Below are 23,763 nucleotides of genomic sequence, written 5' to 3'. Positions count from 1 at the left end.
ACGTCCGTCGTCTCAGAACTTGGGCGCTCTTATCCGCGATAAGGGTTTTCTCGTGGTTTCGCCGATCCGTCCTACGGAGTTCGGTTACGTGTTTTACAATGATATGAAAAAGAAACCGGTCGCACAGCTTTTCTGGCAGCGACTTATGCTGCCGTTACGCGCTGTTAATGGGTTGTTATTGCAGGATACCCCTGCGATAGTAGTTAACTGTTTTGCACATTCGTTTAAATTTGAGGTTCGCCATGTCTGACAAAATCTCTTCCGTTTCGGGTTCGTCAGTGGGCGAGCAGGATGTACACCGCTCCATGCAGGAGGTTGCCATGAGCTCCCAGGAAGCCAGCAAGATGCTGCGTACTTACAATATTGCCTGGTGGGGCAATAACTACTATGACGTCAACGAACTGGGCCACATCACCGTGTGCCCGGATCCCGACGTTCCTGAAGCCAAAGTCGATCTGGCCGAGCTGGTCAAAGCTCGTGAAGCACAGGGCCAGCGCCTGCCTGCGCTGTTTTGTTTCCCGCAGATTTTGCAGCACCGCCTGCGTTCAATTAACGCCGCGTTCAAGCGCGCGCGCGAATCCTATGGTTACAACGGCGACTATTTCCTCGTTTACCCGATCAAGGTAAACCAGCACCGCCGCGTCATTGAATCGCTGATTCATTCCGGCGAGCCGCTGGGCCTGGAAGCCGGTTCGAAGGCCGAGCTGATGGCGGTACTGGCCCACGCGGGCATGACCCGTTCGGTGATCGTTTGTAACGGCTATAAGGACCGTGAATACATCCGCCTCGCGCTGATCGGCGAAAAGATGGGCCACAAGGTTTATCTGGTCATCGAGAAGATGTCTGAAATCGCGATTGTGCTGGAAGAGGCAGAGCGTCTTAACGTGGTGCCGCGCCTTGGCGTTCGTGCGCGTCTGGCCTCGCAGGGTTCCGGCAAATGGCAGTCTTCGGGCGGCGAGAAATCCAAATTTGGCCTGGCGGCCGGCCAGGTTCTGCAGCTGGTTGAAATGCTGCGCGAGCGCGGCCGTCTGGACAGCATCCAGCTGCTGCACTTCCACCTCGGTTCGCAGATGGCGAACATTCGCGACATCGCAACCGGCGTGCGTGAATCCGCGCGCTTCTACGTTGAGCTGCATAAGCTGGGCGTGAACATCCAGTGCTTCGACGTGGGCGGCGGCCTGGGCGTGGACTATGAAGGGACCCGCTCCCAGTCCGACTGTTCGGTCAACTATGGCCTGAACGAGTACGCCAACAACATTATCTGGGCGATTGGCGACGCGTGCGAAGAGCACGGCCTGCCGCACCCGACGGTAATCACCGAATCCGGCCGCGCGGTGACCGCGCACCACACCGTACTGGTGTCGAACATTATCGGCGTTGAGCGCAGCGAAAATACCGAAGCGACCCCGCCGCAGAACGATGCTCCGCGCGCTTTACAAAGCATGTGGGAAACCTGGCAGGAGATGCACGAGCCGGGCACGCGCCGTTCGCTGCGTGAATGGCTGCACGACAGCCAGATGGACCTGCACGATATTCACGTCGGCTACTCTTCCGGGACCTTTAGCCTGCAGGAGCGCGCGTGGGCCGAGCAGCTCTATCTGAACATGTGCCATGACGTGCAAAAGCAGCTCGATCCGAGCAACCGCGCGCACCGTCCGATTATCGACGAGCTGCAGGAGCGCATGGCGGACAAGATTTACGTTAACTTCTCCCTGTTCCAGTCGATGCCGGACGCCTGGGGTATTGACCAGCTGTTCCCGGTTCTGCCGCTGGAAGGGCTGAACCATGCGCCGGAGCGCAGGGCCGTGCTGCTGGATATTACCTGTGACTCCGACGGCGCAATCGATCATTACGTGGACGGCGACGGGATCGCAACCACCATGCCGATGCCGGAATACGACCCGGAGAACCCGCCGATGCTGGGCTTCTTTATGGTCGGCGCGTATCAGGAAATCCTCGGCAATATGCACAACCTGTTCGGCGATACCGAAGCGGTTGACGTGTTCGTCTTCCCCGACGGCAGCGTGGAGGTTGAGCTGTCCGACGAAGGCGATACCGTGGCGGATATGCTGGAGTACGTTCAGCTGGATCCGAAAAAACTGCTGACGCAGTTCCGCGATCAGGTGAAACAGACCGATCTGGATGCCGCTTTGCAGCAGCAGTTCCTCGAAGAGTTCGAGGCCGGGCTATACGGTTATACGTATTTAGAAGACGAGTAACGCTTAACGTTTCCCTCTTCATGAAAGAAGAGGGGAGTAACCGCATCCGTTTTTGCCTTTAACATAAATTTATTACCGAGAGGTCAGATAATGAGCACCTTAGGCCATCAGTACGATAATTCCCTGGTATCCAACGCCTTTGGTTTTTTGCGTTTACCGCTGAACTTCCAGCCGTACGACAGCGACGCCGACTGGGTGATCACCGGCGTTCCTTTTGATGCGGCCACTTCCGGTCGCGCCGGCGGCCGTCATGGTCCCGCAGCTATCCGCCAGGTTTCCACTAACCTTGCCTGGGAAGGCAACCGCTTCCCGTGGGACTTCGACATGCGTCAACGTTTGAACGTCGTGGACTGCGGCGACCTGGTTTACGCTTTCGGCGACGCGCGCGACATGAGCGAGCGTCTGCAGGCGCACGCTGAAAAACTGCTGGCCGCGGGCAAGCGTATGCTCTCCTTCGGCGGCGATCACTTCGTGACCCTGCCGCTGCTGCGCGCGCACGCCAGGCACTTTGGCAAAATGGCGCTGGTGCATTTCGATGCGCACACCGACACCTACGCCAACGGCTGCGAGTTCGACCATGGCACCATGTTCTACACCGCGCCGCTTGAAGGCCTCATCGATCCGAACCATTCCGTACAGATCGGTATCCGCACCGAGTTCGACAAAGACAATGGTTTCACCGTGCTGGACGCAGGCCAGGTTAACGATCGCAGCGTTGACGACATTCTGGCGCAGGTTAAGCAGATCGTCGGCGATATGCCGGTTTATCTGACTTTTGATATCGACTGCCTGGATCCTGCTTTCGCGCCGGGTACCGGCACGCCGGTTATCGGCGGCCTGACCTCGGATCGCGCCATCAAGCTGGTTCGCGGCCTGAAGGATCTGAACATCGTCGGCATGGATCTGGTTGAGGTGGCTCCGGCCTATGACCAGTCTGAAATCACCGCCCTGGCGGGCGCTACGCTGGCGCTGGAAATGCTCTACATCCAGGCGGCGAAAAAAGGCGAGTAATCTTTTGGGCGGGCGGCGAGTCGCGCCTGGGTTATAAAGCGCTAAAAAATAAGGTGGAAGGGCGAAATCGCCCTCCACCTTTTTGCTTATTTCAGGCCGTCTGCCGCCATGCGATCGCGGATATGCTGGGCACGTTCGGCGGAAGCAGGGTGGTCGTCAAGCATTGAGCTCTGGCGGCCTTCTTCCTGTTTCGCCAGCTTCTCGAAGCTGGTGGCAAGCCCGATCGGATTGATGCCGCGCTTTCTTAACAGGTCATAAGAGTAGTCATCGGCTTCAGATTCCTGGCGCTGGGAGAACTGCGCGTTCACCAGTTTTTCGCCTAAATCACCCAGCTGCGATTGCGACAGGCTGCCAATCACCCCGCCTGCCGACGCGGCGGCAACGCGCGCGGCGTTAGCGCCCAGCGCAACCTGCATCCCTTTCTTAACGTGGCCCGAGCGCGACGTGGCCCATTTCGTGGCCGATAACCGCTTCCACTTCGTTATCGTTCATCATGTCCATCAGGCCGCTGTAGACGCGGATACAGCCGTTCGCCATTGCGAAGGCGTTAATGTCTTTTGTGACATACACCTTGTAGTTCACCGGCAGGCCGTTGATGTTGTTGCCCAGCGCGCCGGCGATCTTCGTCAGCCGCTGTGCGTATTCGCTGTTAGCCGGGGCGATAGTGGCCTTGCTGTCCAGCTCGGCGCAGGATTTATCGCTCAGATCTTTCACCTGCGCGTCGCTTAGGGTATAGGCCTGGAAAGCTTCGGCGCCGGAGGTCAATAAACCGTTGGAGTCCATGTTTTGGCAGCCGCTCAGCGCGGTGGCGAGCGTCAGGCTCAGTAAAATAGGGCGCATCTTCATGGCCAGTCTTCCTTTATTAGTTTCAACAGCCCAGGGGCAAACTCCACGCCAGAAATGGCGGTGGGTAAAGCTCAGTATAAATAAGTTAGCGAAGCGCGCGCAGCAACTTGCGCAACATGCGAACGCTTCCCGGATATTTCTTACAGGGACAAAAGGATGCTCCATGTACATGACCCACGGCTTGCGGTACATTGTTGGCACTTTTTCGGGCGTAGCCCATAACGCTTAGTAGTCAAGTCGTAAAACAAGGCGTGACCTTCAACCATCCGATCTGGAGTGAAAATGTCCTCTCGTAAAGAGCTTGCCAATGCTATTCGTGCGCTCAGCATGGACGCAGTACAGAAAGCCAAATCCGGTCACCCGGGCGCCCCTATGGGCATGGCCGATATTGCCGAAGTCCTGTGGCGTGATTTCCTGAACCATAACCCGCAGAACCCGGCCTGGGCCGATCGCGACCGTTTCGTGCTGTCTAACGGCCACGGCTCCATGCTGATCTACAGCCTGCTGCACCTCTCCGGTTATGACCTGCCGATTGAAGAATTGAAGAACTTCCGTCAGCTGCATTCCAAAACCCCGGGCCACCCGGAAGTGGGCTACACCGCCGGCGTGGAAACCACCACCGGCCCGCTGGGCCAGGGCGTTGCGAATGCGGTAGGTATGGCGATTGCTGAGCGTACTATGGCGGCGCAGTTCAACCGTCCTGGACACGACATCGTTGACCACTTCACCTACGTATTTATGGGTGACGGCTGCATGATGGAAGGCATCTCCCACGAAGTCTGCTCGCTGGCCGGCACTTTGGGCCTGGGCAAACTGGTTGCGTTCTACGATGATAACGGCATCTCCATCGACGGCCACGTTGAAGGCTGGTTCACCGACGATACCGCGAAACGCTTTGAAGCCTACGGCTGGCACGTGGTGCGCGGCGTGGACGGTCACGATGCGGACGCAATCAAACGCGCCGTTGAAGAGGCTAAAGCGGTTACCGACAAACCTTCCCTGCTGATGTGCAAAACCATCATCGGTTTCGGTTCGCCAAACAAAGCGGGCACGCATGATTCCCACGGCGCGCCTCTGGGCGACGCAGAAATCGCACTGACCCGCGAGCAGCTGGGCTGGAAACACGCGCCATTCGAAATCCCGTCTGAGATCTACGCTCAGTGGGATGCAAAAGAAGCAGGCCAGGCGAAAGAAGCGGCCTGGAACGAGAAGTTCGCGGCCTACGCGAAAGCCTTCCCGCAAGAAGCTGCTGAATTTACCCGCCGTATGAAAGGCGACATGCCTGCTGATTTCGCAGCTAAAGCGCAAGAGTTCATCAAGAACCTGCAGGCCAATCCGGCGAAAATCGCCAGCCGTAAAGCTTCCCAGAACGCTATCGAAGCCTTCGGTCACCTGCTGCCGGAATTCCTCGGCGGCTCCGCTGACCTCGCGCCAAGCAACCTGACTATCTGGTCCGGTTCTAAAGCTATCAACGAAGACCAGGCCGGCAACTACATCCATTACGGCGTGCGTGAATTCGGTATGACGGCGATTGCCAACGGTATCGCGCTGCACGGCGGCTTCCTGCCGTACACCTCCACCTTCCTGATGTTCGTGGAATATGCCCGCAACGCGGTGCGTATGGCGGCCCTCATGAAGCAGCGCCAGGTGATGGTCTACACCCACGACTCTATCGGTCTGGGCGAAGACGGCCCGACCCACCAGCCGGTTGAGCAGCTTGCCGCCCTGCGCGTAACGCCGAACATGAGCACATGGCGCCCTTGCGACCAGGTTGAATCTGCGGTTGCCTGGAAATACGCGGTAGAACGTCACGACGGCCCCGACCGCGCTGATCTTCTCCCGTCAGAACCTGGCGCAGCAGGATCGTACCGAACAGCAGCTGGCGGATATCGCCCGCGGCGCGTACATCCTGAAAGACTGCGCAGGCCAGCCTGAGCTGATCCTGATCGCCACCGGTTCCGAAGTTGAGCTGGCAGTAGCGGCATGGGATCGGTTGTCTGCTGAAGGCGTCAAAGCGCGCGTGGTTTCCATGCCGTCTACCGACGCCTTCGACAAGCAGGACGCAGCCTACCGCGAAGCGGTTCTGCCGAAAGCGGTTGCCGCGCGTGTTGCTATCGAAGCCAGCATCGCTGACTACTGGTATAAATACGTCGGCCTGAACGGCGCGGTTGTGGGCATGACCACCTTCGGTGAGTCCGCTCCGGCAGAGCTGCTGTTCGAAGAGTTTGGCTTCACCGTTGAGAACGTGGTGAAACAGGCGAAAGCCGTACTGTAAGTCGTTTCCAGACAACGGGTCGCTCCGGCGGCCCGTTTTTTTGCCCATTATTCATCCCCGCGCCCATTTCAGCCCTATTTATTCCAATAAAAATGTGACCTGCGTCAGAAGAATGACCGCCTGTCCCGGGCCAATGTTCCTTTTATTCCGCGTTTCGCTTACCATAGCTGAAGCGTTTCAGTCGATTAAATGTTCGACAAATAAGCAATCAATTGCAGTTTCGTGAGCGCGAGGATTCCCCTCAGACTGTTGCTGGATTACTCTGTCAGCCACTTAGTTTCAGGGATTCTGGCAGGAGAGATATGACCGTACGCATCGCAATTAATGGCTTCGGTCGCATTGGGCGCAACGTGGTACGTGCTTTGTACGAATCCGGGCGCCGTGCGGAAATTACCGTAGTAGCAATCAATGAACTGGCTGATGCTGCGGGAATGGCGCACCTGTTGAAATACGACACCAGTCACGGGCGCTTTGCCTGGGACGTCCGCCAGGAACGCGATCTGCTGTGGGTCGGCGACGATACTATCCGCCTGCTGCACGAGCCGACCATCGCCGCGCTGCCCTGGCGCGAGCTGGGCGTAGACGTCGTGCTGGACTGCACCGGCGTATTTGGCTCGCGCGCAGACGGCGAAGCCCACCTGGCGGCGGGCGCCAGAAAGGTTCTCTTCTCCCATCCCGGCGGCAACGATCTTGACGCCACCGTGGTTTTCGGCGTCAATCACCACGAAGTCATGGCCGAACACCGCATCGTCTCCAATGCTTCCTGCACCACAAACTGCATTATTCCGATTATCAAACTGCTCGACGACGCATTTGGCATTGAGTGGGGCACCGTGACCACCATTCACTCTGCGATGCACGATCAGCAGGTTATCGACGCTTATCATCCCGACCTCCGGCGCACCCGCGCCGCCAGTCAATCGATCATTCCGGTCGATACGCGCCTGGCTGCGGGTATTACGCGCGTTTTCCCGAAATTTAATGACCGTTTTGAGGCTATTGCGGTCCGCGTGCCCACGATAAACGTCACCGCCATCGATTTGAGCGTAACGGTGAGGGATGCAGTAAAAGCTAGTGAAGTCAACCTGTTGCTGCAAAAAGCGGCACAGGATTCATTTCATGGTATAGTTGACTATACGGAATTACCGTTGGTCTCGACTGATTTTAACCACGATCCGCACAGTGCCATCGTCGACGGCACGCAAACCCGGGTCAGTGGGCAACATCTGATTAAAACTCTAGTCTGGTGTGATAACGAATGGGGCTTTGCTAACCGAATGCTCGACACGACGTTAGTGATGGCCGCAAGTGGTTTCAGGTAGGGCGCATAAGCGTTCGCAAAACTTTAAGAATCAACGAGAGGATTCACCATGTCTGTAATTAAGATGACCGATCTGGATCTGGCTGGTAAGCGCGTTCTGATCCGTGCGGATTTGAACGTACCGGTTAAAGAAGGGAAAGTGACATCTGACGCACGTATCCGTGCATCTCTGCCGACCATCGAGCTGGCTCTGAAACAGGGCGCGAAAGTGATGGTTACTTCTCACCTGGGTCGTCCGACCGAAGGCGAGTACAACGAAGAATTCTCTCTGCTGCCGGTTGTTAACTACCTGAAAGACAAACTGTCTGCTCCGGTTCGTCTGGCGAAAGATTACCTGGACGGCGTTGAAGTGGCCGCCGGTGAACTGGTTGTTCTGGAAAACGTTCGCTTTAACAAAGGCGAGAAGAAAGACGACGAAACCCTGTCTAAGAAATACGCCGCGCTGTGCGACGTATTCGTTATGGATGCTTTCGGTACCGCTCACCGCGCGCAGGCTTCTACTCACGGCGTAGGCAAATTCGCCGATATCGCCTGTGCAGGCCCGCTGCTGGCCGAAGAGCTCGACGCGCTGGGTAAAGCGCTGAAAGAACCAGCTCGTCCGATGGTGGCTATCGTTGGCGGTTCTAAAGTTTCCACCAAGCTGACCGTGCTGGACTCCCTGTCCAAAATCGCTGACCAGCTGATCGTAGGTGGCGGTATCGCTAACACCTTCGTTGCCGCCCAGGGCCACAACGTTGGTAAATCCCTGTACGAAGCGGATCTGGTTGATGAAGCAAAACGCCTGCTGACGACCTGCGATATCCCTGTGCCGACCGACGTGCGCGTAGCGACCGAGTTCTCTGAAACCGCAACCGCTACTCTGAAGTCTGTTAACGACATTAAAGATGAAGAGCAGATCCTGGATTTGGGCGACGTTTCCGCACAGAAACTGGCTGAAATCCTGAAAAATGCGAAAACCATTCTGTGGAACGGTCCGGTCGGCGTGTTCGAATTCCCGAACTTCCGCAAGGGTACTGAAATCGTGGCTAACGCCATCGCTGACAGCGAAGCCTTCTCCATCGCCGGCGGTGGCGATACCCTGGCCGCTATCGACCTGTTCGGCATTTCCGACAAAATCTCCTACATCTCTACTGGCGGCGGCGCGTTCCTCGAATTCGTGGAAGGCAAAGTTCTGCCAGCGGTAGCAATGCTCGAAGAGCGCGCTAAGAAGTAATGATTACGGGCAGGGGATCCTGCCCGTTGATTTCTTGTCGCCCGTAGACCTTAGGCGGCACAAACGTTTCGACGATACAGGACAAACAACCATGTCTAAGATTTTTGATTTCGTAAAACCAGGCGTAATCACTGGTGATGACGTACAGAAAGTTTTCCAGGTAGCAAAAGAGAACAACTTCGCTCTGCCAGCGGTTAACTGCGTCGGCACCGACTCTATCAACGCCGTACTGGAAACCGCTGCCAAAGTTAAAGCGCCGGTTATCGTCCAGTTCTCTAACGGCGGTGCTGCTTTCATCGCCGGTAAAGGCGTGAAAACCGACGTTCCTCAGGGTGCTGCAATCCTCGGCGCAATCTCTGGCGCGCACCACGTACACCAGATGGCTGAACACTACGGCGTGCCGGTTATCCTGCATACCGACCACTGCGCCAAAAAACTGCTGCCGTGGATCGACGGCCTGTTAGACGCGGGTGAAAAACACTTCGCTGCTACCGGCAAGCCGCTGTTCTCTTCCCATATGATTGACCTGTCCGAAGAGTCCCTGGAAGAGAACATCGAAATTTGTTCTAAATACCTGGAGCGCATGTCTAAAATCGGCATGACTCTGGAAATCGAACTGGGCTGCACCGGTGGCGAAGAAGATGGCGTAGACAACAGCCATATGGACGCATCCGCTCTGTACACTCAGCCAGAAGACGTTGATTACGCCTACACCAAACTGAATGCAATCAGCCCGCGCTTCACCATCGCTGCTTCCTTCGGTAACGTACACGGCGTGTACAAACCAGGTAACGTTAAGCTGACCCCAACTATCCTGCGCGACTCTCAGGAATACGTCACCAAAAAACACAACCTGCCGCACAACGCGCTGAACTTCGTCTTCCACGGCGGTTCCGGTTCTACCGCTCAGGAAATCAAAGATTCCGTGAGCTACGGCGTTATCAAAATGAACATCGATACCGACACCCAGTGGGCAACCTGGGAAGGTATCCTGAACTACTACAAAGAAAACGAAGCTTACCTGCAGGGCCAGTTGGGCAACCCTAAAGGCGAAGATCAGCCGAACAAAAAATACTACGATCCACGCGTATGGCTGCGTGCTGCACAGACCTCTATGATCACCCGTCTGGAGCAGGCTTTCAAAGAGCTGAACGCTGTCGACGTTCTGTAATTTAAAGCGCTTTATGCCTGAATCAAGCCCGCTTCGCGCGGGCTTTTTTTTGGCGTTTTTTTTGCCTCCCGCCGCCATTTTTGTGACCAACCTGGCACATTCGCCGCTTTTTACTTACCCTTTATAGTCTTAGCGCGTCTGTCAGGCGCAATTTTTTGGTAAGAACAAGGAGCCGTGAATGGAAGATCTTAATGTAGTAGACAGTATTAATAATGCCGGAGGCTGGCTGGTGCACAACCAGGCATTACTGCTGAGCTATGCGGTCAACATCGTGGCGGCCATCGCTATTATCGCCGTCGGGATGATCGTCGCCCGGGCGGTATCCGGGGCGCTTAATCGCGTGATGCGCGCTCGTCATATTGACGCCACCGTGGCTGACTTCCTTTCCGCGCTGGTGCGTTACGGGATTATCGCCTTTACGCTGATTGCCGCCCTTGGCCGCGTTGGCGTCCAGACCGCCTCGGTTATCGCCGTCCTCGGCGCCGCCGGTCTGGCCATAGGTCTGGCCCTGCAGGGTTCTCTTTCCAACCTTGCCGCGGGCGTCCTGCTGGTAACCTTCCGTCCGTTCCGCGCCGGTGAGTACGTCGATCTCGGCGGCACCGCGGGCACCGTAGTCAGCGTGCAGATCTTCTCCACCACGCTGCGTTCCGCCGACGGTAAAATTGTCGTGGTGCCGAATAAGAAAATCATCGACGGCAACATCACGAACTTTTCGCGCGAGCCCGTGCGCCGTAACGAATTTATTATCGGCGTGGCCTACGACGCGGATATCGACCAGGTGCGTCAAATCCTGACCGATATCATCAACAGCGATGAGCGCATCCTGAAAGACCGTGAAATGACCGTGCGCCTCAACGAGCTCGGACCGTCTTCGGTAAACTTTGTGATTCGCGTGTGGAGCAACAGCGGCGATCTGCAGAACGTTTACTGGGACGTGCTGGAGCGCATCAAAAAAGCCCTGGATGCCAACGGCATCGGCATTCCGTATCCGCAGATGGACGTGAACTTCAAACGCGTAAAAGAAGCAAAAGAGGTAAAAGAGCCTGCGCAGGAGTAACGACTGACGGCCAGCCGCGGCTGGCCTTTTAAATATTAGCTAATCTGATTAACCATTAAAATTATCCATTTCCGCTAATAATATTTCCCGGCTACACTCCACTTCAGTTGCTCAACACTGAAGAGAAAATCACCGTGTTATCTTACTATTTTCAAGGGCTTGCTTTGGGCGCGGCGATGATCCTTCCCCTCGGCCCGCAAAACGCTTTTGTGATGAACCAGGGCATTCGCCGCCAGTATCACCTGATGATTGCCTCGCTTTGCGCGCTGAGCGATCTGGTGCTGATTTGCGCCGGGATCTTCGGCGGCAGCGCCATCCTGATGAAGTCCCCGTGGCTGCTGGCTATTGTTACCTGGGGCGGCGTGGCGTTTCTGCTGTGGTACGGCTGGGGCGCGCTGCGAACGGCGATGAGCAGCAGCGTGGAGCTGGCCACCGCGGAGGTAATGAAGCAGGGGCGCTGGCGAATCATTGCTACCATGCTGGCCGTGACCTGGCTTAACCCGCACGTTTATCTCGACACCTTCGTTGTGCTGGGCAGCCTGGGCGGACAGCTTGCCGGGGAGCCGAAGCGCTGGTTCGCGCTGGGCACCATCAGCGCCTCGATTCTGTGGTTCTACGGCCTGGCGATGCTTGCCGCATGGCTTGCGCCGCGTCTGCGAACCGCGAAAGCCCAGCGCCTCATTAACGGAGTGGTGGGGCTGGTGATGTGGTTTATCGCCTGTCAGCTGGCATGGAGCGGCGTGCGGCATATCGCGGCGCTGGCCGGGTAATTCGCCTTTATCCGATAGACAAGTTACCATTCCAGGCTAAGCTTGCTGCCTGATGTCCGTATTCTTATCCGGACGTGATGACAGTGGAACGTAGCATGGAGGAATTACAGTGCAGTTGAAAACCCTGGCATTAGCTGCTTTAGTGGGATTAGGTTCGGTTCCGGCGCTGGCAGATGAGTTACCAAATGGCCCGCACGTCGTAACTTCCGGCACTGCCAGCGTGGACGCCGTCCCTGACATCGCCACGCTGGCCATTGAAGTAAATGTCTCTGCGAAAGATGCGGCATCGGCCAAAAAACAGGCTGACGATCGCGTTGCGCAATACCTGAGTTTCCTGCAGCAAAGCGGCGTCGAGAAGAAAGACATTAACGCCGCGAATCTGCGCACCCAGCCTGAATATGAATACCTGAAAGACGGTAAAACCCAGCTGAAAGGCTACCGCGCCGTGCGCCAGGTCGAGGTGACCTTGCGCAAGCTCGACAAAATGAACGAGCTGCTGGACGGAGCTTTGAAGGCCGGCCTTAATGAAATTCGCTCTGTTTCGCTGGGCGTTGCCCATCCGGAAGAGTACAAAGACAAGGCGCGTAAAGAGGCCATCGACGACGCCACTCGTCAGGCTAAGCTGTTAGCCGAAGGCTTCAACAGCAAGCTGGGGCCGGTGTACAGCGTCCGCTATCACGTCTCAAACTATCAGCCCGCGCCGATGGTGCGGATGATGAAAGCCGACGCCGCGGCGCCGGTTTCCGCGCAGGATACCTACGATCAGCAAACCATTCAGTTTGACGATCAGGTAGACGTGGTGTTTGAGCTGGAAAGGGCCCAGAGCCAGGCTGCGCAGTAGCAATACGGTAAATCCCGGCTCGGATAAGCGTAAGCGCCATCCGGGACAAAAAAGCCCGCTTCACTTAAGCGGGCTTTTTGCTATTCGGCGTCCTGGCGTAACACCCGGTGGCCGTATTCCAGCAGGGCGTCCGTCACGTTGCGCATCATTCTGCTTTCCGGCGCAAACCTGTGCCAGTACAGCATGCGTCTTTGCATCAGGCCGGGGGTCAAATCGATGAGCTCGCCGCTGTTAAGCTCTCTTTCAATCTGCAGGTGCGGGATCATGCAGCACGTGGTGCCCTGACGCGCCAGCTGCACGAAGGCTTCGGAGGAATTAACGATATGGCAAGGCACGCTGCCGGGCGAGAGATCGAAGTTCTGCTGCAAAAAGGCCTGGTGCATATCGTCCAGGTGATCGAAGGCCACCGCAGGGGCTTTCAGCAGCGCCGAGCGCGTTACGCCGTTCGGGAAGTAGCGAGCGGCAAACTCCTTTGAGCCGACAAACAGGTAGTCCAGCGCGCCTAAACGATCCACCAGGCAGCTTGGCAGCGGCTGCGGTTGAATCGAGACGGCGCCAACGACTTCGCCGCGGCGCAGGCGTTCCTGCGTTCGGGTTTCGTCTTCCACCTGCAGGTTAAGGCGAATAGGGGAGTCGGCCAGCACCGGGGCAAGCGCCGGCAGCAGCCAGGTTGCCAGACTGTCGGCGTTGACCGCCAGCGAAAGCAGCAGCGGCGTTGAGCCGGTTTGCTCATCCCCGAGCCACTCTTCTTCCAGCAGCTCGACCTGGCGCAGCAGCGCCAGCAGTTTCTGCCCCTGCTCGGTCGGACGCGGGGGAACCGTGCGCACTAACAATGGCTGGCCGAACATGTTTTCCAGCTGCTTGATTCGCTGTGAAACCGCTGACTGAGTAATACACAGCTTCTGCGCCGCGCGCTCAAATCCTCGTTCACGAATAACCGCATCCAGCGCCTGTAGCGTTCTGTAGTCCGGGCGTTTCATTGTTGTTGCTGACTCCTGTTTTCGTTGTGCCAGCACTATGACATAAATTTGTGACCGATCCAGACCAAATCCACAAAGATCGGATGAGTTCGGCCTTTCCCGGGGACTTTCCCATCGGGCTTGCTCTATAATGCGCGTCAGTTTTCACAGCACAGGCAAATAACCATGACGCAGGATGAACTGAAAAAAGCAGTCGGATGGGCGGCGCTGCAGTACGTGCAGCCGGGCACCATCGTTGGCGTGGGCACCGGCTCCACCGCCGCGCACTTTATTGACGCTCTGGGCACCATCAGGCATCAGATTGATGGCGCGGTCTCCAGCTCCGACGCTTCCACCGCCAGGCTGAAAAGCCTCGGCATTCCCGTATTCGACCTGAACGAAGTGGATTCCCTCGGCGTCTACGTCGACGGCGCGGACGAAATCAACGGGCAAATGCAGATGATTAAAGGCGGCGGCGCGGCGCTTACCCGCGAGAAAATCATTGCGTCGGTGGCCGAGAAGTTTATCTGCATCGCGGATGAGTCCAAGCAGGTGGATATCCTGGGGAATTTCCCGCTGCCGGTAGAGGTGATTCCGATGGCGCGCAGCTGCGTGGCCCGCGAACTGGTTAAGCTGGGAGGACGTCCGGAATACCGTCAGGGCGTGGTAACGGATAACGGCAACGTCATTCTGGACGTTTACGGCCTGAGCATTATCGACCCGATTGCCCTTGAGAACGCCATTAACGGCCTGCCGGGCGTGGTAACCGTCGGGCTGTTTGCCAACCGCGGCGCGGACGTCGCGCTGATTGGTACGGCCGCAGGCGTAAAAACCATCGTAAAATGATCTGACCGGGGCGCGCTTTGCGCCCCAACAATTCGTATAAAACATGACAAATTATTTTAACGGCAAATTTGGTGACATATGTCACATTTCTGTCGGCCGCCTGTGATTCATTCCTCGAACTTCTGCGCCACCAGCATTTTGTGCTAGCTCCTCGTCTTTTATTCCTTTTCGTCACGGCGCTGGCGCAATCGTTTATATTGCCGAAGGCGTAGATTTTGATATTTTGACAGAAGGGTAACTTATAGGCAGTACCACAACAGCACAGAAAAATAGGGTCGGGAAATGGCAAAAGTATCATTGGAGAAAGACAAAATTAAATTCCTGCTGGTGGAAGGCGTGCACCAGAAAGCGGTCGAGAATCTTCGTGCGGCAGGTTATACCAACATCGAGTATCACAAGGGCGCGCTGGATAGCGATGCGCTGAAAGCCGCCATCCGTGATGCCCATTTCATCGGTTTACGTTCCCGCACCAACCTGACTGAAGACGTTCTGGCCGCGGCGGAGAAGCTGGTCGCGATCGGCTGCTTCTGCATCGGCACCAACCAGGTCGATCTGGACGCGGCGGCAAAACGCGGCGTGCCGGTGTTTAACGCGCCTTTCTCCAACACCCGTTCCGTCGCTGAACTGGTTATCGGCCAGCTGCTGCTGCTGCTGCGCGGCATTCCGGAAGCGAACGCGAAAGCGCACCGCGGCGTATGGAACAAGCTGGCAGTCGGCTCCTTTGAAGCCCGTGGTAAAAAACTCGGTATTATCGGCTACGGCCATATCGGCACCCAGCTGGGTATTCTGGCCGAAGCGCTGGGCATGAACGTCTTTTTCTACGACATTGAAAACAAACTGCCGCTGGGCAACGCCACCCAGGTGCAGCATCTTTCAGATCTGCTCAATATGAGCGACGTGGTCAGCCTGCACGTGCCGGAGAACGCTTCAACGAAGAATATGATCGGCGCCAACGAGCTGGCATTAATGAAGCCGGGCGCGCTGTTAATTAACGATGCGCGCGGCACCGTGGTGGATATCCCCGCCCTGTGCGATGCGCTGGCACGCAAACATCTGGCCGGCGCGGCAATCGACGTCTTCCCGACAGAGCCCGCGACCAACAACGATCCCTTCACTTCCCCGCTGTGCGAATTTGATAACGTCATTCTGACGCCGCATATCGGCGGGTCAACGCAGGAAGCGCAGGAAAATATCGGGCTTGAGGTCGCCGGCAAGCTGGCCAAATATTCCGATAACGGCTCAACGCTCTCCGCGGTGAACTTCCCTGAGGTTTCGCTGCCGCTGCACGGCGGCACCACAAGCCGCCTGCTGCATATCCATGAAAACCGTCCCGGCATTTTGACCGCGCTGAACCAGATTTTTGCCGAGCAGGGCATCAACATCGCCGCGCAGTATCTGCAAACAACGCCGCATATGGGCTATGTGGTAATTGATATTGACGCTGAGGAAGACGTTGCCGAGGCGGCGTTGAAATCAATGAAGGCGATTCCAGGCACTATCCGCGCGCGCCTGCTTTACTAACCTGCTAATGGCGGGTGGCGCTACGCTTACCCGCCTTAAGAATGCGTTACCACGCCCAAACCTTTGATGGCGTCACCACCGCCGGCAGGGGAATATCCCACTCTTCGGCGGGCAGAGACGGCACCAGCTGACAATCATGGGCCAGCCCGACGGGCCACAAACCATGCTGCCGCCAGTTTTGCAGCGTGCGGTCGTAAAAGCCTCCGCCCATCCCCAGACGTTGTCCGCGCTCATCGAAGGCGACCAGCGGCGTTATCAACACGTCCAGCTTATCCAGCGGCAAAACGTTGCGCACATCAAGCCTGGGCTCAAGAATTTTAAGGCGATTGATGACCAGATGGCTGTCTTTGTCATAGCGTAAAAAGAGCAGGCTGCCCTTGCTGAAGGGATGAAGCACCGGCAAATAAACGGCTTTTCCCGCCTGCCACAGGGCGCGAATCAGCGGGCGCGTATCCAGCTCGCCGTCAAAAGACAAAAACACCGCGACGCTTGCAGCATCGATTACCGGCGGGTAAGCCAGCATGCGCAAGGCGGCCTGTTGGGCAAAGGTTTGCTGTTCGGAATCGGTAAGGGCGCGGCGTCGTTGCCGAATGGTCTGGCGTATTTCCGTGCGAAGCGTTGAAACAAGATGGGGAGGTGTAACTTGCGATATATGCGTCATACGCAATGACCGGGTAGAAAGAGGGAATCTCCGAGATGCCGCCGCAGGCTGTAACCCTTGAACCCTTGGTTCAAGGTGAATGTAGCGTCACTGTCTTAAGGCTTCTCGGACGAACCGAGCATGCTCACCGACGGTGGAGCACCACATTCTTGTGGTATGAAATATCGGCTCAGGGGACTGGCCCGCTTGCAAACATCTCAGAGAAATTTTTACTTCACAGTTACTCTACCATAGTCAACTGCGAAGCGTTATTCAAAATTTGGACCCTGTCTGTCCGTTATGCGACCTTGCTCAAGTAACGCCTGTTCAATGGTCTGCTGTAACATTTTTATCCGCTGCTCCATGTTAGCAGCGTAGTCACGGGTTTTCGATTTTTCCTGAGCTAATTCATAGCAAATGTTCAGCGCCGCGATGAAAACTAACTGCTCAGTATTTGTGACTCTAGTGCGAACTTTTAAATCTTGCAACCGCTGATCCAGCTCAACCGCAGCCTGATTCAGCGCATCCTGTTGTTCAGGCGGACAATTCACGCGCAATGAACGACCGAAAATTTGGATATCGACTGGTTGTGCAGACATGCCACCTTCCTGCTGTTAACTCGCCTGCCTGTCGTAACCCGTTAGCAGGTCACGAAAGGGGCGTCACTATAGCTACCCCGTTATCAAGATACAAGCCCTTTTCTGGTGCCCCGGGGTCCCTGGTGGTAGCATAACATGAACTATCCCTGCCAACGATGACGAATGCGCATGTCTATACAGAACGCTATGCCAGGCTATGAGGCCGTAGGCCAACTTTTGAACCAACAGGGCGTAGGGCTAACCCCTGCGGAAATGCACGGCTTAATCAGCGGCATGCTGTGCGGTGGCAATAAGGACAGCAGCTGGCAGCCGCTGCTGCATGACCTGACAAACGAAGGTCTGGCCTTCAGCCAGAACCTCGCCGACACCCTGCGCGATATGCACAGCGCGACCGGCGACGCGCTGGAAGACGACGGTTTCCTGTTTCAGCTCTATCTGCCGGACGGCGACGAAACCACGGTGTTTGACCGCGCGGACGCCCTGGCCGGCTGGGTAAACCACTTCCTCTTAGGCCTGGGCGTGACCCAGCCTAAGCTTGATAAAGTCACCGGCGAAACCGGCGAGGCCCATCGACGATCTGCGCAACATCGCCCAGCTTGGCTATGACGAAGACGAAGATCAGGAAGAGCTGGAAATGTCGCTTGAAGAGATCATCGAGTACGTGCGCGTCGCCGCGCTGCTCTGCCACGATACCTTTACCCGTCCGATGCCGACCGCACCAGAAGTACGTAAACCAACGCTACACTAAGAAGAATAAACTCAGGAGGCGTGATGACTCAGCAGGAACTTCTTCGCCGCCGCCAGGCGCTACTGGCGAAAATGGCCCCGGCCAGCGCCGCGCTCATTTTCGCGGCTCCCGAGGCGACGCGCAGCGCAGACAGCGAATACCCGTACCGCCAGAACAGCGACTTCTGGTACTTCACCGGTTTTAACGAGCCTGAAGCGGTGCTGGTGCTTATCAAAAGCGATGAAACCCACAACCACAGCGTGCTGTTCAACCGGCTGCGCGATAAAACCGCCGAAATCTGGTTTGGCCGTCGTCTGGGGCAGGAGGCGGCGCCGGAAAAACTGGCCGTCGACCGCGCGCTTGCGTTTTCGGAAATTGACGAGCAGCTGCATCAGCTGCTTAACGGTCTGGACGTCGTGTATCACGCCCAGGGCGAATACGCTTATGCGGACAGCATCGTTTTTGCCGCGTTAGATAAATTGCGCCGCGGTTCGCGTCAGAATCTTTCCGCTCCCGCAACCCTTACGGACTGGCGTCCGTGGGTGCACGAACAGCGCCTGTTTAAATCCGAAGAAGAGATCGCCGTCATGCGCCGCGCCGGGGAAATCACCGCGCTGGCCCACACCCGGGCGATGGAAAAATGCCTGCCGGGCATGTTCGAATACCAGCTTGAGGGCGAGATTCTGCATGAATTTAGCCGCCACGGCGCGCGCTTCCCGTCTTACAACACCATCGTCGGCAGCGGTGAAAACGGCTGCATCCTGCACTACACCGAAAACGAAAGTGAAATGCGCGACGGCGATCTGGTGCTGATCGACGCAGGCTGCGAATACAAAGGCTATGCCGGCGATATCACCCGTACTTTCCCGGTGAACGGCAAATTTACCGCGCCGCAGCGGGCGATTTACGCCATCGTCCTCGAATCCCTGGAAACGGCGCTGAAGCTTTATCGTCCCGGCACCTCGATGCAGGAGGTGACCGGGGAAGTCATCCGCATCATGGTTCGCGGGCTGGTGAACCTTGGCATTCTGCAGGGCGAAGTCGAACAGCTGATCGCTGACAACGCGCATCGCCAGTTCTTTATGCACGGCCTGAGCCACTGGCTGGGGCTGGACGTTCACGACGTCGGCGCCTACGGACAGGACCGTTCACGGGTGCTGGAGCCGGGAATGGTTATCACCGTTGAGCCCGGGCTGTATATCGCGCCGGATGCGGATGTGCCTGCGGAATTCCGCGGCATCGGCATTCGTATCGAAGACGATATCCTCATCACCGCCGACGGCAACGAAAACCTGACGGCGAGCGTGGTGAAATCCGCCGATGATATCGAAGCCTTAATGGCCGCGGCGCGTCAGCTATGAGCGTGATAATCGTCGGCGGCGGCATGGCTGGCGCAACGCTTGCGCTGGCCCTGTCTCAAATGACGGGCGGCAGGCTGCCGGTACATCTGGTGGAAGCGAGCGCGCCCGACTCGGCGGCGCATCCCGGCTTTGACGCCCGGGCGATTGCGCTGGCTCAGGGCACCTGCCAGCAGTTGACCGCCATCGGCGTCTGGCCCGCCATTGCTTCCTGCGCGACAGCAATCACCTCGGTCCACGTAAGCGATCGCGGCCACGCCGGTTTTGTCACGCTCGAAGCAAAAGACTACCAGATTAGCGCGCTGGGGCAGGTTGTTGAGCTGCACGACGTCGGCCGGCGGCTGTTCGCCCTGTTGCGTAAAGCGCCCGGCGTCACATTGCATTGTCCGCAGCGCGTGGCGTCCTTCACGCGTGAGGAAAATAGCGTGAGCGTTGCGCTTGATAACGGCACGGTGCTGGAAGGCAAACTGCTGGTCGCGGCGGACGGTTCGCGCTCGCAGCTTGCGGCCCGTTGCGGCATTGCCTGGCGGCAGGAAGATTACCGGCAGGTAGCCGCCATTGCGAACGTCACCACCGCGCTGCCTCATCACGGGCGCGCGTTCGAACGTTTCACGCAGCATGGCCCGCTGGCGATGCTGCCGATGTCAGACGGGCGCTGCTCGCTGGTCTGGTGCCATCCGCAGGACGCGCTCGAAGAGGTGCAGGGCTGGGACGACGAGCGTTTCTGCAACGAGCTGCAGCGCGCTTTTGGCTGGCGTCTTGGCCGTATCACCCACGCGGGCAAGCGCAATATCTACCCGCTGCTGCTGGCTACCGCTTCCCAGGCCGTTTCGCACCGCCTGGCGCTGGTGGGCAACGCGGCGCAAACCCTGCACCCGATCGCCGGGCAGGGCTTTAACCTTGGTTTACGCGACGTGATGTCGCTCGCGGAATCGCTGGCGGCGGCGCACCAGGCGCAGCAGGATCCGGGCGGCTATCCGGTGCTGGCCGACTATCAACAGCGTCGGGCGGCGGATAAAGCCGCCACCATCGGCGTTACGGACGGTCTGGTGCAGCTGTTCGCCAACCGCTGGGCGCCGCTGGTGGTAGGGCGCAATCTTGGCCTGATGGCGATGGAACATTTCACTCCGGCACGCGACGTGCTGGCACAGCGTACCCTTGGCTGGGTTGCGCGTTAAAGGAGAGTCAATTTGCAAAGCGTTGATGTGGCGATTGTTGGTGGCGGCATGGTGGGTCTGGCTGTCGCCTGCGGCCTGCAGGGCAGCGGACTTCGCGTGGCGGTGCTGGAGAGCCATCTCCCGCAGCCGCAGGCTCCGGATGCGCCCCCGGCGCTGCGGGTTTCGGCCATAAACGCCGCCAGCGAAAAGCTGCTGGCTCATCTTGGCGTCTGGCCAAACATCATCGCCCGGCGCGCAAGCGCTTATCACGGCATGGAGGTCTGGGATCGGGACAGCTTCGGGCACATAGCCTTTGATGACAAAACCTATGGCTTCAGCCACCTCGGCCACATTATTGAAAATGCGGTAATTCATCATGCGCTCTGGCAGCGGGCCGAACAGTGTTCAGACGTCACCCTGATGGCGCCGGCCGAGCTGCAGCAGGTAGCCTGGGGTGAAAACGAGGCGTTTATCACCCTGAAAGACGGCGCCATGCTCACGGCGCGGCTGGTGGTGGGCGCTGACGGCGCGAATTCCTGGCTGCGTAAACAGGCGGATATCCCGCTGACCTTCTGGGATTACCGGCACCACGCTCTGGTTGCCACTATTCGCACCGCGCAGCCGCACCAGGCCGTGGCGCGTCAGGTTTTCCACGGCGAAGGCATCCTGGCTTTCCTGCCGCTTGCCGATCCGCATCTGTGCTCGATAGTCTGGTCGCTGCCGCCGCTGGAAGCGGAGCGGATGCAAAATGCCTCGCCCGAAGAGTTTAACCAGGCGCTTTGCGTGGCCTTTGATATGCGGCTGGGGCTTTGCAGCGTCGAAAGCGAGCGCGAGGTCTTTCCGCTGACGGGCCGCTACGCGCGCAGCTTCGCGGCCCATCGTCTCGCGCTGGTAGGCGATGCGGCGCATACCATTCACCCGCTGGCCGGGCAGGGCGTTAACCTCGGTTTTATGGATGCCGCGGAGCTGATTGATGAGGTGCGTCGTGCGCATCGCCAGGGCAAAGACATCGGGCAGTACCTGTATCTGCGCCGCTACGAGCGCAGCCGCAAGCACAGCGCGGCGGTTATGCTGGCGAGCATGCAGGGTTTCCGCGACCTGTTTGCCGGCAGCAACCCTGCGAAAAAACTGCTGCGCGATATCGGCCTGAAGCTTGCGGATACGCTGCCGGGCGTAAAACCGAAATTGATCCGTCAGGCGATGGGCCCTGCAGGACCTGCCTTCCTGGCTACGCTAGGCCATAACGTTAACTCCGTCACATTTCCCTTTCCCGCGGCCGGGAAAGGGAGCCCGCGCCTCATTTGAAATATTCTAATCCCACCTTAAATTTCGGATTACTTTTTTTAATGCCGCCTGTCAGGCGCTGTAGTGAATTTGTTTCTGAAATGGTCGTAAATGTTAGCTAACTCTAAATTCTGCCTTCAACACTTCTGATTTATGCGCACCGCCTCGCATTTTTGTAGTTGAATACTCTGCATGCTGCATCCCCTGATTTGGTCATAAGCTAATGCAATGGCTGGTTTCTCCTTATGGTTTACGCGTCCTTTCAGTGGTAAGTTCAAAACAAAGGTAACGTTTGCGTCGCTATCGACAACGGTGGCGATGCCGGGTTTCGTCTGACGGATAGCAAAGCTTAAAAAGCTTTATAACCTGATGGTTAAAGAGGAAAAGATGGCTCAACAGACCCCTTTGTTTGAACAGCACAATCTCTGCGGCGCGCGCATGGTGGATTTCCATGGCTGGATGATGCCGCTGCACTACGGTTCGCAGATTGACGAACACCACGCGGTACGTACCGATGCCGGGATGTTCGACGTTTCCCACATGACCATTGTCGATTTACACGGCGGCCCGCACCCGCGAATTCCTGCGCTACCTGGTAGCCAACGACGTTGCCAAACTAACCCAGCCGGGCAAAGCCCTTTATACCGGGATGCTCAACGCGTCCGGCGGCGTTATCGACGATCTGATTATCTATTTCTTCACCGAAGACTACTTCCGCCTGGTGGTTAACTCCGCCACTCGCGAAAAAGACCTCGCGTGGATCAACCAGCACGCCGAACCGTTCGCGGTTGAAGTGACCGTGCGCGACGATCTTTCCCTGATTGCCGTCCAGGGGCCGCATGCCCAGGCCAAAGCCGCAACCTTATTCACCGACGAGCAGCGCAAAGCGGTGGAAGGGATGAAGCCTTTCTTTGGCGTGCAGGCGGGCGATCTGTTTATCGCCACTACCGGTTACACCGGCGAAGCGGGCTATGAAATCGCCATGCCGAACGAGAAGGCCGCGGGCTTCTGGGCGCAGCTTGTTGAAGCCGGCGTTAAGCCCTGCGGTCTCGGCGCGCGCGATACGCTGCGTCTGGAAGCCGGCATGAACCTCTACGGCCAGGAAATGGACGAGGGCGTGTCTCCGCTGGCGGCAAATATGGGCTGGACCATCGCATGGGAGCCCGCCGAGCGAGATTTTATCGGCCGTGAAGCCCTGGAAGCGCAGCGCGCAAAAGGCAGCGAAAAGCTGGTCGGCCTGATCATGACCGAGAAAGGCGTGTTACGTAACGAGCTGCCGGTTCGTTTCACCGACGCGGCCGGCAACGCCCGTGAAGGGATTATTACCAGCGGCACCTTCTCGCCAACGCTTGGCTACAGTATCGCTCTGGCGCGCGTACCGGCTGGCATTGGCGACACCGCCATCGTGCAGATCCGCAACCGCGAAATGCCGGTAAAAGTCACTAAACCTGTTTTTGTTCGCGCCGGCAAACCCGTCGCACAGTAAATTTTGCAAGAGGGAAAAAATAATGAGCAATGTGCCTGTTGAACTGAAATACAGCAAAGAACACGAATGGCTGCGTAAAGAAGCCGACGGCTCTTACACCGTTGGCATCACCGAACACGCGCAGGAGCTGCTGGGCGATATGGTGTTTGTGGATCTGCCGGAAGTGGGGTCGACCGTCAGCGTCGGCGACGACTGCGCCGTTGCAGAGTCCGTTAAGGCCGCATCCGATATTTATGCCCCAATCAGCGGCGAAATCATTGCCGTCAACAGCGAGCTGGAAGGCGCGCCTGAGCTGGTGAACAGCGAGCCGTACGCCGGCGGCTGGATCTTCAAGATCAAAGCCGGCGACGAGTCCGAACTCGACGGCCTGCTGGACGCCGCCGCTTATGAAGCCCTGTTAGAAAACGAGTAGTATCCTATCCGGCGGGTAAGGCTGTGCTTACCCGCCCTACGATGTTCACC

The 23,763-nt window shown here is 57.5% G+C and carries 17 protein-coding genes, 1 other RNA gene and 5 pseudogenes; 18 read left to right on the top strand and 5 right to left on the bottom strand.

The annotated features are described in order from the left end of the window. Positions 1–103 precede the first annotated feature (103 nt). The 3 genes from yqgB to speB all read left to right on the top strand — a co-directional run bounded on the left by yqgB (position 104) and on the right by speB (position 3,230). Positions 104–250 carry an acid stress response protein YqgB gene (gene yqgB, locus WLO32_RS17065; RefSeq protein WP_147402920.1) on the top strand — a complete coding sequence of 49 codons (147 nt, stop codon included), beginning with the start codon at positions 104–106 and terminating at the stop codon, positions 248–250. Beyond that, entirely contained in the window at positions 243–2,219 is a 1,977-nt protein-coding gene (gene speA, locus WLO32_RS17060) for a biosynthetic arginine decarboxylase (protein ID WP_435946205.1), read from the top strand. The genes yqgB and speA overlap by 8 nt, the downstream gene beginning before the upstream one ends. A gap of 90 nt (positions 2,220–2,309) precedes the next feature. Next, entirely contained in the window at positions 2,310–3,230 is a 921-nt protein-coding gene (speB, locus tag WLO32_RS17055) for an agmatinase (RefSeq protein ID WP_435946204.1), read from the top strand. 86 nt (positions 3,231–3,316) lie between these two features. Here speB and WLO32_RS17050 read toward each other — a convergent pair. Continuing rightward, positions 3,317–4,076, bottom strand: a pseudogene (locus WLO32_RS17050) (M48 family metallopeptidase). A gap of 282 nt (positions 4,077–4,358) precedes the next feature. Between WLO32_RS17050 and tkt the strand changes: the two are divergent. The 7 genes and pseudogenes from tkt (at position 4,359) to WLO32_RS17015 (ending at position 12,724) form a co-directional block, all read left to right on the top strand. Beyond that, positions 4,359–6,351 (top strand): annotated as a pseudogene (gene tkt / locus WLO32_RS17045) (transketolase). Positions 6,352–6,653: 302 nt separating this feature from the next. After that, entirely contained in the window at positions 6,654–7,673 is a 1,020-nt protein-coding gene (epd, locus tag WLO32_RS17040; RefSeq protein WP_435946203.1) for an erythrose-4-phosphate dehydrogenase, read from the top strand. Between the two features lie 48 nt (positions 7,674–7,721). Continuing rightward, a complete protein-coding gene (pgk, locus tag WLO32_RS17035) occupies positions 7,722–8,885 on the top strand; it encodes a phosphoglycerate kinase (RefSeq protein ID WP_435946201.1) in 1,164 nt (387 codons plus the stop codon). A gap of 91 nt (positions 8,886–8,976) precedes the next feature. Further along, positions 8,977–10,056 (top strand): class II fructose-bisphosphate aldolase, encoded by a 1,080-nt coding sequence (gene fbaA / locus WLO32_RS17030; RefSeq protein ID WP_088221344.1) that lies wholly within the window; start codon positions 8,977–8,979, stop codon positions 10,054–10,056. Between the two features lie 178 nt (positions 10,057–10,234). Then, positions 10,235–11,113: a small-conductance mechanosensitive channel MscS gene (mscS, locus tag WLO32_RS17025; protein WP_435946199.1), complete on the top strand. Its 879-nt coding sequence runs from the start codon at positions 10,235–10,237 to the stop codon at positions 11,111–11,113. A 134-nt stretch (positions 11,114–11,247) separates the two neighbouring features. Continuing rightward, on the top strand, positions 11,248–11,883 hold the full coding sequence (gene argO, locus WLO32_RS17020) for an arginine exporter ArgO (protein ID WP_435946197.1): 636 nt from the start codon (positions 11,248–11,250) through the stop codon (positions 11,881–11,883). Between the two features lie 109 nt (positions 11,884–11,992). Continuing rightward, a complete protein-coding gene (locus WLO32_RS17015) occupies positions 11,993–12,724 on the top strand; it encodes an oxidative stress defense protein (protein WP_435946196.1) in 732 nt (243 codons plus the stop codon). Positions 12,725–12,804: 80 nt separating this feature from the next. Here the strand turns inward: WLO32_RS17015 and argP are convergent, their stop codons facing one another. Further along, positions 12,805–13,704, bottom strand: a complete 900-nt coding sequence (argP, locus tag WLO32_RS17010) for a DNA-binding transcriptional regulator ArgP (RefSeq protein WP_271126048.1) — start codon at positions 13,702–13,704, stop codon at positions 12,805–12,807. Positions 13,705–13,869: 165 nt separating this feature from the next. Here argP and rpiA point away from each other — a divergent pair, with 165 nt between their 5' ends. Both rpiA and serA read left to right on the top strand, forming a co-directional pair. After that, positions 13,870–14,529, top strand: coding sequence for a ribose-5-phosphate isomerase RpiA (rpiA, locus tag WLO32_RS17005; RefSeq protein ID WP_435946194.1), 660 nt, complete (start codon positions 13,870–13,872; stop codon positions 14,527–14,529). 282 nt (positions 14,530–14,811) lie between these two features. Next, positions 14,812–16,050 carry a phosphoglycerate dehydrogenase gene (serA, locus tag WLO32_RS17000; RefSeq protein ID WP_435946193.1) on the top strand — a complete coding sequence of 413 codons (1,239 nt, stop codon included), beginning with the start codon at positions 14,812–14,814 and terminating at the stop codon, positions 16,048–16,050. A gap of 46 nt (positions 16,051–16,096) precedes the next feature. Here the strand turns inward: serA and WLO32_RS16995 are convergent, their stop codons facing one another. The 3 genes from WLO32_RS16995 to zapA form a co-directional block, all read right to left on the bottom strand. Further along, a complete protein-coding gene (locus WLO32_RS16995) occupies positions 16,097–16,711 on the bottom strand; it encodes a 5-formyltetrahydrofolate cyclo-ligase (protein WP_435946191.1) in 615 nt (204 codons plus the stop codon). A 23-nt stretch (positions 16,712–16,734) separates the two neighbouring features. After that, positions 16,735–16,918: non-coding RNA, 6S RNA (gene ssrS / locus WLO32_RS16990), on the bottom strand. A gap of 41 nt (positions 16,919–16,959) precedes the next feature. Then, on the bottom strand, positions 16,960–17,289 hold the full coding sequence (zapA, locus tag WLO32_RS16985; RefSeq protein WP_121263887.1) for a cell division protein ZapA: 330 nt from the start codon (positions 17,287–17,289) through the stop codon (positions 16,960–16,962). A gap of 168 nt (positions 17,290–17,457) precedes the next feature. Between zapA and WLO32_RS16980 the strand changes: the two are divergent. The 6 genes and pseudogenes from WLO32_RS16980 to gcvH all read left to right on the top strand — a co-directional run bounded on the left by WLO32_RS16980 (position 17,458) and on the right by gcvH (position 23,713). After that, a pseudogene (locus WLO32_RS16980) lies at positions 17,458–18,037 on the top strand (YecA family protein). Positions 18,038–18,060: 23 nt separating this feature from the next. Continuing rightward, positions 18,061–19,377 carry a Xaa-Pro aminopeptidase gene (gene pepP, locus WLO32_RS16975; protein WP_435946190.1) on the top strand — a complete coding sequence of 439 codons (1,317 nt, stop codon included), beginning with the start codon at positions 18,061–18,063 and terminating at the stop codon, positions 19,375–19,377. Beyond that, a complete protein-coding gene (gene ubiH / locus WLO32_RS16970; RefSeq protein WP_435946189.1) occupies positions 19,374–20,552 on the top strand; it encodes a 2-octaprenyl-6-methoxyphenyl hydroxylase in 1,179 nt (392 codons plus the stop codon). Before pepP ends, ubiH begins: the two co-directional genes overlap by 4 nt. Before the next feature lie 12 nt (positions 20,553–20,564). Beyond that, positions 20,565–21,768: pseudogene (gene ubiI, locus WLO32_RS16965) on the top strand (FAD-dependent 2-octaprenylphenol hydroxylase). Between the two features lie 434 nt (positions 21,769–22,202). Further along, a pseudogene (gene gcvT, locus WLO32_RS16960) lies at positions 22,203–23,301 on the top strand (glycine cleavage system aminomethyltransferase GcvT). Between the two features lie 22 nt (positions 23,302–23,323). Further along, positions 23,324–23,713, top strand: coding sequence for a glycine cleavage system protein GcvH (gene gcvH, locus WLO32_RS16955; protein WP_121263898.1), 390 nt, complete (start codon positions 23,324–23,326; stop codon positions 23,711–23,713). The last annotated feature ends 50 nt before the right edge of the window (positions 23,714–23,763 follow it).

The organism is Dryocola mayonis (genome assembly GCF_051307045.1).
In the GTDB taxonomy this organism is placed as follows: domain Bacteria; phylum Pseudomonadota; class Gammaproteobacteria; order Enterobacterales; family Enterobacteriaceae; genus Dryocola.
Note: the sequence above shows the minus strand (reverse complement) of the source record. Positions and strands in the feature narration are given on the sequence as shown.